The 13,089-nt window shown below is 73.0% G+C and carries 4 protein-coding genes and 1 pseudogene; all 5 read left to right on the top strand.

Annotated features, from left to right (window positions below; all coding sequences use genetic code 11):
- Positions 1-15: 15 nt before the first annotated feature.
- Positions 16-528, top strand: a pseudogene (locus ACIBCT_RS37215) (KR domain-containing protein); the annotation flags it as partial.
- A 324-nt stretch (positions 529-852) separates the two neighbouring features.
- Positions 853-5,763: a beta-ketoacyl synthase N-terminal-like domain-containing protein gene (locus ACIBCT_RS37210; protein WP_399196710.1), complete on the top strand. Its 4,911-nt coding sequence runs from the start codon at positions 853-855 to the stop codon at positions 5,761-5,763.
- Positions 5,760-9,017: a type I polyketide synthase gene (locus tag ACIBCT_RS37205; protein WP_399196708.1), complete on the top strand. Its 3,258-nt coding sequence runs from the start codon at positions 5,760-5,762 to the stop codon at positions 9,015-9,017. The genes ACIBCT_RS37210 and ACIBCT_RS37205 overlap by 4 nt, the downstream gene beginning before the upstream one ends.
- On the top strand, positions 9,014-10,501 hold the full coding sequence (locus ACIBCT_RS37200; protein ID WP_399196707.1) for an FAD-dependent monooxygenase: 1,488 nt from the start codon (positions 9,014-9,016) through the stop codon (positions 10,499-10,501). Before ACIBCT_RS37205 ends, ACIBCT_RS37200 begins: the two co-directional genes overlap by 4 nt.
- A gap of 4 nt (positions 10,502-10,505) precedes the next feature.
- Positions 10,506-13,031, top strand: coding sequence for a cytochrome P450 (locus ACIBCT_RS37195; protein ID WP_399196706.1), 2,526 nt, complete (start codon positions 10,506-10,508; stop codon positions 13,029-13,031).
- Positions 13,032-13,089: the final 58 nt, after the last annotated feature.

Genomic DNA, 13,089 nt, shown 5'->3' with positions numbered 1-13,089 from the left:
GACCCGGATGGTGCGGTGTTGATCACTGGTGGTACGGGGGTGTTGGGGGGTTTGGTGGCGCGTCATGTGGTGGGGGTGTGGGGGGTTGGTCGGGTGGTGTTGGTGAGTCGTCGGGGGTGGGGTGCGCCTGGGGTGGGGGGTTTGGTGGGGGAGTTGGAGGGGTTGGGTGCGGTGGTGGAGGTGGTGGCGTGTGATGTGGGGGATCGGGAGGCGTTGGCGGGGGTGGTGGGTGGGGTTGAGGGTTTGGTGGGGGTGGTGCATGCGGCGGGTGTGGTGGATGACGGTGTGGTGGGGGGGTTGTCGGTGGGGCGGTGTGAGGGGGTGTTGCGGGCGAAGGCGGATGGGGTGTGGTTTTTGCATGAGGTGACGGCTGGGTTGGATTTGGGGTTTTTTGTGGTGTTTTCGTCGGCGTCGGGGACGTTGGGGAGTGCGGGTCAGGGGGGGTATGCGGCGGCGAATGCGTTTGTGGATGCGGTGGTGGGGGTGCGTCGGGGGTTGGGGTTGGTGGGGGTGTCGTTGGCGTGGGGGTTGTGGGAGGAGCGGAGTGGGATTTCTGCGGGGTTGGGGGTGGGGGGTGTGGCGCGGTTGGGTCGGTTGGGGTTTGGTGGGTTGCCCTCGGGGGTGGCGTTGGGGTTGTTGGATGTGGCGTTGGGTGTGGGGGAGGGGGTGGTGGTGCCGGTTCGGTTGGATGTGGGGGTGTTGCGGTCTGCGGGGGAGGTTCCGGCGTTGTTGCGGGGGTTGGTGAGGGGGGTTCCTGCCCGCCGAACCACCAAACGACCCGGCGTCGAGAACACGTTCACCCGGACGCTGGCCGCCCTGCCCGAACCTGAGCGGAAACGTGCACTTCTCGACGTGGTACGCCTGCACACGGCAACGGTGCTCGGGCACTCCTCACCCGAGGCGATCGACGTCGACCGGGAGTTCAAGGCGCTCGGCTTCGACTCCCTCACCGCGGTGGAGTTCCGCAACCGGCTCGGTGCGGCGATCGATCACAGACTGCCCGCGACGCTGGTCTTCGACCACCCGACCCCGATCGGCCTGGCCGAGTTCCTGAACGGTGAGCTGTTCGGCGCGTCCACCGGTGTGGTCGTCCCGTCCGCGCCGGTCGCGGCCACCGACACCGATCCGGTCGTGATCGTGGGCATGGCCTGCCGCTTCCCGGGCGGGGTGTCGTCTCCGGAGGGCCTGTGGGACCTGGTGGCCTCGGGCCGGGACGCGGTGTCGGGCTTCCCCGCCGACCGGGGCTGGAACCTGGAGGGACTGTTCGACGACGACCCCGACCGACAGGGAACGTCGTACACCCGGTCCGGGGCGTTCCTCTACGACGCCGGTGAATTCGATCCCGCCTTCTTCGGGATCTCTCCGCGTGAGGCGCTGGCGATGGATCCGCAGCAGCGGTTGCTGCTGGAGACCTCCTGGGAGGCGATCGAACACGCGGGCATCGACCCGACCACGCTGCGCGGCAGCGACACCGGAGTCTTCGTCGGAGGCATGTACCAGGAGTACGGTCCCCGCTTCGACCAGACCGTGAAGGGCTCCGACGGCTACCTGCTGACCGGGGGCGCGACCAGCGTGATGTCGGGACGTCTCGCCTACACCTTCGGTCTGGAAGGGCCTGCGGTGACGGTGGACACGGCGTGCTCGTCGTCACTGGTGGCGCTGCACTGGGCGATGCGGGCGCTGCGCCAGGGGGAGTGCTCGATGGCCCTGGTAGGCGGGGTCACGGTGATGGCCTCTCCCGGCATGTTCGTGGAGTTCAGCCGGCAGCGGGGGTTGGCCGCTGACGGGCGGTGCAAGTCGTTCGCTGCGTCGGCGGATGGTACGGGGTGGGGTGAGGGTGTCGGGGTGTTGCTGGTGGAGCGGTTGTCGGATGCGCGTCGGCTTGGTCATCGGGTGTTGGCGGTGGTGCGGGGCAGTGCGGTCAATCAGGACGGTGCGTCGAACGGGTTGACGGCGCCGAATGGTCCGTCGCAGCAGCGGGTGATCGCTCGGGCGTTGGCGGATGCGGGTCTGGTGCCGGGTGATGTGGATGTGGTGGAGGCGCATGGTACGGGGACGACGCTGGGTGATCCGATCGAGGCGCAGGCGTTGCTGGCGACCTACGGTCGGGGGCGGGATCGGCCGTTGTGGTTGGGGTCGGTGAAGTCGAACATCGGTCATACCCAGGCGGCTGCGGGGGTGGCGGGTGTGATCAAGATGGTGATGGCGATGCGGCATGGGGTGTTGCCGCGGACGTTGCATGTGGATGAGCCGTCGCCGCACGTGGACTGGTCGGCCGGAGCGGTGGAACTGCTGACCCAGGCTCGGGACTGGCCGGATGAGGGTAGGCCGCGTCGGGCTGCGGTGTCGTCGTTCGGGATCAGCGGCACCAACGCCCACGTCATCCTCGAGCACGAACCGACGACCGAGACGCCGGCCGAAGACGCGGGCGCACCGGTGATACCGGTGGTGATGTCGGCCAGGAACGACACCGCGTTGCGTGCTCAGGCCGGACGTCTTCGCGATCACCTGGATCGGCATGCGGACCTGCGTGCGGTGGACGTGGCCTACTCGCTGGCCAAGGGCCGTGCGGCGCTGGAGCACCGCGCCGTGGTGGTCGGAGCCGATCGTCGTCAGTTGCTGGAGCGCTTGGAGGCGCTGGCTTCCGGGCGTGCGGTGCCCGGGGTGGTGACCGGGACGGCCGAGGCGGGCAGGGTGGGTTTCCTGTTCACCGGTCAGGGTTCGCAGCGGGTGGGGATGGGCCGGGAGCTGTACGGGTCCTTCCCGGTGTTCGCCCGTGCTTTCGACGAGACCACGTCCCTGCTGGATGCGCATTTGCACGTTCCTTCGGTGCGGGAGGTGGTCTTCTCCTCCGAGGACGGCATCCTTGACCGGACGGTGTTCGCCCAGGCCGGACTGTTCGCGCTTGAGGTGGCCCTGTTCCGGTTGCTGGAGTCGTGGGGCGTGCGGCCCGACATCCTGGTGGGTCACTCCGTAGGAGAGCTGGCGGCAGCCCATGTGGCAGGGGTGATGTCGCTGGAGGACGCATGCGCGCTGGTGGCCGCACGGGGTCGGTTGATGCAGGAACTCCCTGCCGGTGGGGCGATGATCGCGCTTCAGGCCACCGAACAGGAAGTCACCGACCTACTGCTCGACGGCGTCTCGATCGCCGCCGTCAACGGCCCCCAGGCGGTGGTCGTCTCCGGTGACGAAGAACCCGTCGCAGCCTTGGCGCACACGCTCACCTCCCAGGGGCGTAAGAGCCGTCGCCTGCGCGTCAGCCATGCCTTCCACTCGGCCCGGATGGAGCCGATGCTGCGGGACTTCCACCGCATCGCCGAGGGTTTGACCTACCAGCCCCCCTCGATCCCGGTGATCTCCAACCTGACCGGCGAGCCGATCACGACCTTCTCGGCCGACTACTGGACCGACCAGATACGCCGGCCGGTCCGCTTCGCCGACGCCTTGGCCCACGCGGCCTCCCACGGCATCGGCAGGTTCATCGAGCTGGGCCCCGACGGGGTGCTGTCGGCCATGGGCCAGGACACCCTGACCGACGCCTCCTTCCTGCCCACCCTGCGCGACGGCAGAGCCGAACCAGAGACCCTGCTCACCGCCGTGGCCCAGGCGCACGTCTGGGGAGCGCGTCCGGACTGGACGGCCGTGCTCGGCGGGCGCGGGGAACGCGTGGAACTGCCCACCTACGCCTTACAACGCAGGCGCTACTGGCTGGAGCCACCCCCGGCCCCGCCCGCCGAACGGTCCCGCTCGTGGCGCTACCGGGTCGACTGGAAACCGCTGAGCGAGGTGGGCACGCCCGCCCTGCACGGCACCTGGCTGCTCGTCACCCCCGGGAACGCCTCCGCGATCGACGCCCTGGCCGACGCCTGCGAGGCGGCCGTACGGGAGCACGGAGCCGAGGTCGTCCGGCTCACGGCAGGGTCGGCAGGGTCGGCAGGGTCGGCACAGGCATGGAACCTGCCGGAGGACCCGGCTGTCGTCGGCGGGGTCCTCTCCCTGCTCGCCCTCGACGACGAGCCGCATCCGTCGCATCCTGCCGTCTCCCGAGGGCTGGCGGGCACGTTGGAGCTGGTCAGGGCCCTGGCCTCCGCGGGGGTGACGGCTCCGCTGTGGCTGGCCACGCGCGGCGCGGTCACGGTCGGCGGGCCGGACGAGCCGAGCGCTCCGGTCCAGGCCCAGACGTGGGGGCTGGGACTCGCGATCGCGCTGGAACATCCGCGGCTGTGGGGCGGTCTGGTCGACCTTCCGGCGTCCCTCGGGACGCGGGAGTCCGGCCATCTGGCGCGGGTGCTGGCGGGCATGGCCGAGGAGGACCAGGTCGCGGTACGCCCGTCCGGTGTCCTGGCCCGCCGTCTCGTCCGCGCCGGTGAACCGGTACGGCGGCGGGAGTTCCGGCCCCGGGGCACCACGCTCGTCACCGCGGGCACCACCGGCCTGGGCGCGATCGTGGCCCGCCGCCTGGCCGCGGAAGGCGCCGAGCACCTGCTGCTGACCTGCCCCGCGGACGCTCCGGCCGGCCACTTCGGCGACCCCGGAGACGGACGGGACGACAGGAAGGACGTCCAGGACGTCCACGACGAGCAGGTGGCCGAGCTGTGCACGCTCGGTGCGGGGCGGGTCACCGTCGTCGCCTGCGACCTGGCCGACCGTGACCGCGTCGCGGGCATGCTGGACGCGGTCCCGGATCTCACCGCCGTCTTCCACACGGCCGGGATTCCCGAGGTGACGGCGCTGGCCGACCTGGACCTGCCCGGCCTGGCCTCGGCTCTCGCCGAGAAGGCGACCGGCGCCGCGAACCTGCACGAGCTGCTCGGGGACCGCGATCTCGACGCGTTCGTGCTGTTCTCGTCGATCGCCGGCGTGTGGGGGAGCGGCGGGCAGGGAGCCTACGCCGCGGCGAACGCCTATCTCGACACGCTGGCCGCGCACCGCAGGGCACGCGGAATGACCGCCACCTCCGTCGCCTGGGGACTGTGGGACGAGGCGGCACCGGCGGACGACCCGCGGGAGGCCGAACGGCGTGACCAGCTTCACCGGCGCGGGGTGACGGCCATGGCCACCGAGCCCGCCCTGGCCGCGCTGTGGCAGGCCGTCGAGGAGGACCGGGCCACGATCACGATCGCCGACATGGACTGGGACCGTTTCGTGCCGGTGTTCACGGCGTTGCGGACGCGCCCGCTGATCGGTGACCTGCCGGAGGCGCGGCCGCTCCCGCCCGAGGCCGATGACGGGCAGGTACCGGAGCTGGTACGGCGGCTGGCCGACCTGCCCGAGGCCGAACGGCGCGCGCGGCTCCTGCGCCTCGTACGGGAGGAGGCCGCGGTGGCCCTCGGGCACGACTCCGCGGACGCGATCCCCCCGGCCCGTCCCTTCCTCGACCTCGGCTTCGACTCGCTGGCGGCGGTCAGCCTCCGCAACCGGCTGGTGGCCGCGACCGGGGTGAGGCTGCCCGCCACCGCGGTCTTCGACCATCCCAGTCCCGAGGCGCTCGCCGCGTTCCTGGACACGCGGCTGGACTCCGCGCCCGGCCTCTCCATCGACGCCGAGCTCGACGCGGTGGCCGCCAGGCTGGGAGCGCTGGACGCCGGGGACCCGGAGCGACGGCGCCTCACGGCACGGCTGCAGGCGCTGGTGACGGAGCTGGCGTCCGGCCCGGCGGACGCCGCGCCGGAGAACATCGCGGAGCGGGTCGAGACGGCGACGGACGACGAGCTCTTCGGACTGCTCGACGCGGAACTCGGAGACGAAGGACCGGGGTTGTGAACGAGGACAAGCTACGCGACTACCTCAAGCGGGCCACGGTGGAGCTCCACGAGACCCGCCGGCGGCTGCGGGAACTGCAGGAGCAGCGCAACGAGCCCATCGCGATCGTCGCGGCGAGCTGCCGCTACCCCGGGGGCGTGCGGTCCCCGGAGGACCTGTGGGAGCTGGTCGCGTCCGGCGTCGACGCGGTCGGGCCCTTCCCGGACGACCGGGGCTGGGACATCGACACGCTCTACCACCCCGACCCCGACCACCCGGGCACGTCGTACGTGCGGGAGGGCGGGTTCCTGAGCACGGCGGGACACTTCGACGCCGCGTTCTTCGGGATCTCGCCGCGTGAGGCGCTGGCGATGGACCCGCAGCAGCGGCTGCTCCTGGAGACGTCGTGGGAGCTGCTCGAACGCGCCGGCATCGACCCGGACACGCTGCGCGGGAGCCACACCGGGGTGTTCGTCGGCTCCAGCGGGCAGGACTACGGCGCGCTGCTGCAGTCCACGCCGGAGGACGTGGTGGGCTACCGGATGACCGGGGTGGCGGCCAGCGTGCTGTCCGGGCGGCTGTCCTACAGCTTCGGCTGGGAGGGACCCGCGGTCACGGTCGACACGGCCTGCTCGGCCTCCCTGGTGGCGCTGCACCTGGCCTGTCAGTCGCTGCGGCTCGGCGAGTGCCCGCTCGCCGTCACCGGAGGCGTCGCGGTGATGTCCATCCCGGCGGGGTTCGTGGAGTTCAGCCGGCAGCGGGGGCTCGCGCCCGACGGTCGGTGCAAGTCGTTCGCGGCGGCCGCGGACGGCACGGGGTGGAGCGAGGGCGTGGGCGTTCTGCTGCTGGAACGGCTGTCGGACGCCCGGCGCAACGGCCACCCGGTCCTGGCCGTGATCCGCGGCAGCGCGGTCAACCAGGACGGCACGTCCAACGGCCTCACCGCGCCGAACGGACCCTCCCAGGAGAGGGTGATCCGTACGGCCCTGGCCGGTGCGGGCCTGTCGGCCGGTCAGGTGGACGTCGTGGAGGCGCACGGGACCGGCACGCCGCTGGGCGACCCGATCGAGGCGCAGGCGCTGCTGGCCACCTACGGCGAGAACCGCCCGCAGGACCGGCCCCTGTGGCTGGGGTCGATCAAGTCCAACATCGGGCACACCGCGGGCGCCGCCGGGGTCGCCGGCGTGATCAAGATGATCATGGCGATGCGGCATGCCACGCTGCCCGCCACCCTCCACGTCGACGAGCCCACCCCCCGGGTGGACTGGTCCTCCGGCGGGGTGTCCCTGCTGACCGCGCCGAGGCCCTGGCCCGCCGGTGAGCGGCCCCGACGCGCGGGGATCTCCTCCTTCGGCGTCAGCGGCACCAACGCCCACGCCATCCTCGAGGAGGCCCCGGCCGCCGATCCCGTCCCGCTCACCGGCCCCGGCGGGGAAGGCCGTGACGGGGAGGCCCGTGGTGGGGAGATTCGTGGCGGGCAGGTTCACGCCCAGGAAGCCCCTTCCGGGGAAGGCGCCGGGGACCCCTTCGGCGGCCCCGTGCCCTGGGTGCTCTCGGCGCGTACCGGGAGCGCGCTGCGGGCCCAGGCCGTACGGCTGCGCGCGCACCTGGCGCGACGGCCGGAGGCGACCGTGGCCGACGTGGGCCGGTCGCTGGCCACCACCCGCGCCACCTTCGAGCACCGGGCGGTCCTGATCGGCTCCCGCGCGGAGGAGCTGGACCGGGCCCTGGACGCGCTGGCCGGGCGGCGCCCCTCCGCCGACCTCGTCGAGGGCGTGGCACCCCCGGCCGGGGCCAGGGTGGCCTTCGTGTTCTCCGGCCAGGGCGCGCAGTGGCCCGGTATGGGCGCCGAACTGCTCGGGTCGGTGCCGGTGTTCGCCCGGGAGGCGGCCCGCTGCGCCGAGGCGCTGGCCCCCCACGTGGACTGGTCCCTGCTCGACGTGCTCCGCGGCGACGCCGGGGCGCCGAGCATGGACAGGGACGACGTCGTCCAGCCCGCGCTGTGGGCCGTGATGGTCTCGCTGGCCCGGCTGTGGAGGTCCCTGGGCGTCCACCCGGCGGCCGTCGTCGGCCACTCGCAGGGCGAGATCGCCGCCGCGACCGTCGCGGGCGCCCTGTCGCTCGACGACGCGGCGCGGGTCGTCGCACTGCGCAGCAGGGCCCTGACCACGCTGACCACGCTGACCGGCCGTCACGGCATGATGTCCGTCGCGCTCGGTGCCGACCGGGTGTCGGAACGGCTGGCACGCCACGACGGCCGCCTGTCGATCGCGGCCGTCAACGGCCCGGCCTCCGTGGTCGTCGCCGGGGAGTCGGCCGCGCTGTCGGAGCTGCTCGCCGAGTACGAGGCCGACGGGGTGCGCGCCAGGATGGTGCGGGTGGCCTACGCCTCGCACTCGCCGCAGGTCGAGGCCGTCCGCCCCCGGCTGCTGGCCGAGCTGGCGCCGATCGTGCCCAAGCCCGCCGAGGTGCCGTTCTACTCGACCGTGACCGGGCGTCCCGCCGACACCTCGACGCTGGACGCCGCCTACTGGTACCGCAACCTGCGCGAGCCCGTCCGCTTCGCCGACGCCACCCGGGCGCTGCTGGACGACGGCCACACGCTGTTCGTGGAGACCAGCCCCCACCCCGTGCTGTCGGTCGGCCTGCAGGAGAGCGTCGAGGCGGCGGGCGCCCCCGCGGCGGTGGTGCCCACCCTGCGCCGCGACCGCGGAGGCCCGGCCGACCTGCTCGGCGCGGTCGCACAGGCGTACCTGCACGGCGCGCCGGTGGACTGGTCCGCGGCGCTGCCCCCGGCCCGCACGGTGGACCTGCCGACCTACCCGTTCGAGTCACGGCGCTACTGGCTCTCCAGCGGCCACGTCCCCCACCCCGCCGGAACCGGAGACGGAACCGAACCAGGAGCCGGGAACGGAGCCGGAACCGGACCCGGGGCCGGGACCGAGGACGGGCCGGACCCGGCCGAGGCCGCCTCGCTCGCGGAACGGCTCGCCGGCCTCGACCGGGCCGGCGCGGAGGACCTGCTGCTCGACCTGGTACGCGGCCACGCCGCCGCCGTGCTCCGGCTCGACGACCCCGGACTGGTCGGCGCCGACCACGCACTACCCACCTTCGGGTTCGACTCGCTGACGGCGGTGGAGCTCAGGAACAGACTGAGCCGGGCCACCGGGTTGCCGCTGCGGGCCGCCCTCGTGTTCGACCATCCGACCCCCAGACGGCTCGCCGGGCACCTGCTGGCGAGCCTCCCGACGGTGCCAGAGGCGGCAGAGAATTGAACAAGAGCAAGGTTTTGATCGTGGGAGCCGGTCCCTGCGGCCTGATGACGGCGGTCGAGCTGGCCCGCCGCGAGATCCCGGTGACGCTGCTGGACGCCGAGGAGGAGGCCGGCAGGGGATCGCGCGCCATCCTGCTGTGGCCGCCCTCCCTCGAACTCCTCGACGACCTCGGCCTGCGCGCCGAGGCCGACGAGCGCGCCGTGCCGATCAAGGCGCTGAGCTACCACACCGCGCCCGGCACCGTGCTGCGGCTGCCGCTGGACCGGCTGCACGCGCCCCTGGTCCTGCCGCAGCAGGACACCGTCGACCTGCTGGAGGAGGAGCTGCGCAGGCTCGGCGGGAAGGTGGAGCGCGGGCTGCGCGTGACCGGCCTGGACGTGCGGGACGACGCGGTCACGGTGACCGCGCGCGGCAGGGACGGCACCGAGACCCGCTGGGAGACCGAATGGCTCATCGGCGCCGACGGCCACCGCAGCACGGTCCGGGAAAAGCTCGGCATCGACTTCTCCGGCACCCGGCTTCCGGTGACGTTCCTGCTCGCCGAGGGCACCCTGCGGGGCGAGTACGACGCCGACGCGGTCAACTACTACCTGGGCCGCACCGGTGTCGCGCTGATCGCACCCCTGCCCGGCGGCAGGGTGCGGATCGCCGGCGCCATGGCCGAGGGCTCCCTGCCCGCGGGCTCCCCGGTGACGGCCGAGACGGCGCAGCGCATGCTCGACGAACGCGGCCCCGGTGACCTGCGGCTCACCGACGTCACCCTGGCCACCTCCTACAGCAGCCACGAGCGCATCGCCGCCACGCTCCGGGCCGGCCGCTGCTTCCTCGTGGGCGACGCCGCGCACGTGCACTCACCGGTCGGCGGCCAGGGCCTCAACCTCGGCTTCGCCGACGCGCGCAACCTGGCCTGGAAGCTCGCGGGCGTCATCGAGGGCCGCCTCGCCCCGGCGATCCTCGACACCTACGACGCCGAACGGCGGGCCGCGGCCGAGCAGATCGTACGGGCCACCGGCAAGATGACCCGCAGGGCGGTGCTCAGCCCGGCGGCCAACCGCGTGCGCAACGCGCTCATGGGCCTGGCCCACCGCGCCGGGGTGCTCGCCGCGCAGCTGCCGCCCCTGCTGGCCGGATGGCGGACCCGCTACCCCGACACGCTCGGCCTGGCCGCGGCCCGCCCGCCCAGGGGCCTGCCGCAGGTGGGCACCCGCCACCCGGGATGGACGCTCGAACCGGGCACCGGCCCGGCCGGGCGGTTCCACCTGGTCAGCCTGGGCCCCCAGGACGGACCGGCGGACCGGCACGCCCGGGAGCTCGCCGCCGACCTTCCCGCCCTCGTCACCCACCGCCACCGCGTCACCCGCGGCAGCGGGTTCGTCCTGCTGCGGCCCGACGGCCACATCGCCGCCACCGGGCCGGAGACCGACCTCCCACGGCTCACCCGCGCACTGAAGCAGATCCTCGTCCCCTCGAACCCGGAGCGGTAGTCACATGTCATCTGATGAGTTCCCCCCGATCCTCGGCGGCTTCGACCTGTCGGATCGGAGCAGGTACGCCGAAGGTTTCCCGCACGACGTCTTCACGCGCCTGCGCCGGCAGGAGGAGATCCTCTTCCACCCGCCCGGCAAGACCGCCGACGGCGAGGGATTCTGGGTGCTGAGCCGCTACGACGACATGGTGGCCGCCGCGAGCGACCCGGCGTTCTCCTCCCAGGGCGGCGGCGGCCGCGCCGGAGGCGGCACCCACATCGACGACCTGGCCCCCGGGGTGCACGCCGGGACGCTGCTGAACATGATGGACGACCCCCGCCACCAGCTGATCAAGGAGCAGGTCGCGCCCGGGGTGGAGGGCGACACGCTCGCGGCGCTGGAACCCGACCTGCGCGAGCTGGCGGACTCCGTCGTGGCCGGCGCGGTGGCCAAGGGCGAGGGCGACCTCATTCGCGACGTCGCCGGACAGTTCGCGATCAAGGCCGCGCTGCGGCTGCTCGGCGTGCCGCGCCACGACTGGGACGCCCTGCTGGGCTGGGTCGACGTCAGCACCGGGTTCGACGACCGCGAGGCCGGCGAGGACAACGAACGCTCGCAGATGGCCCGGCTGGCGCTGTACCAGTACGGCACGAGCCTGCTCAAGGGCAAGCAGGAGGCACCGGCGCAGGACCTCATGTCGGCCGTGGGCCGGGCGGAGATCCCCGCCGACTCCGGCCAGCCACCGCTCGGCAGGTACGAGCGGGAGGTGTTCTTCAACCTGACGCTCGGCGCGGGCACCGAGCCGCCCCGCAACGCGATCGCGCTGGGCCTGCTCGCCCTCGCCGAGAACCCCGACCAGTGGGAGGCGCTGCGCCGGGACCGCTCGCTGCTGCCCGGCGCCATCGAGGAGATCCTGCGCTGGGCGTCGCCCACCCCGTACAACCGGCGGACCGCGACCAGGGACATCGAGTTCCGCGGCGCGAAGATCAAGGCCGGGGACAAGGTGACGTTCTGGTGGGCGTCGGCCAACCGCGACGAGAGCGTGTTCGACGACCCGTTCACCTTCGACATCCGCCGCGCGCACAACCCGCACCTGGCCTTCGGGTTCGGCAGCCACAGCTGCCTGGGCGAGCGGATGGGACGCCTGGACGTGCGGCTCGTCCTGGAGGCACTGCTCGACCGGGTCGAGCGGATCAGGCTCACCGGCCCCGTCGAGTGGGCCAAGGACAACAAGCACACCGTGATCCTGCGGATGCCGGTGGCCTACGACGGCGTCACCGACGTCCCCGCCCCCGCCCCGCGGGATCTGCCCGCCTCCACCCTGCCGCAGCAGCCTGGGCAGTACATCATCTCGCAGATGCTGCCGTTCAACCCGTTCGACCCGGCGTTCCGCGACGACCCCTACACCGTCTACCGCGCGATCGCCGAGGGCGGCCCGGCCGTCCGCACCCCCGCGGGCACCGTCGTGGTGACCGGTCACCGCGAGGTCACCGAGGCGCTCGCCGACCCGCGCAACGGCTGGGGCGACGGCCACCTCGTCGCCGACCACTTCGCCAAGGACGCCGACGGCAACCCCGTGCGGCAGTTCGCCTTCATGGACCCGCCCGACCACACCCGCCTGAGGGGGCTGGTGAGCAAGGCGTTCACCGCCCGGGTGGTGGAGGGGCTGCGCCCCAGGGCCGAGGAGCTCGTCGCCGGCATGGTCGCCGGTATCCGCGAGGCCGCCGCGGAGGGACCGGTCGACCTCATGGACGCGGTCGCCCACCCGCTGCCCACCATCCTGCTCGCCGAGCTCATGGGCGTCCCGGCGGACAACCTCGACCGCTTCCGCGCCTGGTCCGCCGCCATCGGACGCGGCCTCGACCCGGACTTCATGCTCACCCGCGACCAGGTCGGCCAGCGCCAGGGCGGCAGGGAGCAGTTCAACCGGTACTTCACCGAACTGGCCGCCCTGCGGCGCCGCGAACCCGCCGACGACCTGATCAGCGCCCTGGTCGCCGCGGAGCAGGAGGGCGACAGGCTCACCGAGAGCGAACTGATCATCACCTGCACCCTGCTGATCAGCGCCGGGTACGCGCTCACCGTCCACCTGATCGGCAACGGCATGCTCGCCCTGCTGCGCAACCCGGACCAGCTCGACTGGCTGCGCGCCAACCCCGACCAGATCGCCGGCGCGACCGAGGAACTGCTGCGGTTCGACGGCCCGACGCAGATGATCTCCCGTCTGGTGCTGGAGGACACCATGGTCGGGGACACCCCCGTCAAGGCGGGGGAGACGCTCCTGCTCGTCCTGGGAGCCGCGGCCCGCGACCCGCGCGTGTACGACGACCCCGACGTCCTGGACCTGTCCCGCCGTCCCGGCGTGCGCAACCTCGGGTTCGGCCACGGCATCCACTTCTGCATCGGCGCGCCGCTCGCCAGGATGACCGCGCAGATCGCGCTGGGCGCGCTCTCCCGGCTCGACATGGAACTCGCCGTCGACGACCCGCGCCGCAACGAGGGCATGGTGGTACGGGGCCTGGCCGAGCTTCCGGTGATCCTCAAGTGAGCGGCGCCGCGCCGCCCCTGCCCGTACGGGGGGCGGCGCGGCACCGTCCGGCCCCGGC

Origin of the sequence: Streptosporangium sp. NPDC050855 (assembly GCF_044456585.1) — a bacterium.
GTDB classification, from domain to species: domain Bacteria; phylum Actinomycetota; class Actinomycetes; order Streptosporangiales; family Streptosporangiaceae; genus Streptosporangium; species Streptosporangium longisporum.
Note: the sequence above shows the minus strand (reverse complement) of the source record. Positions and strands in the feature narration are given on the sequence as shown.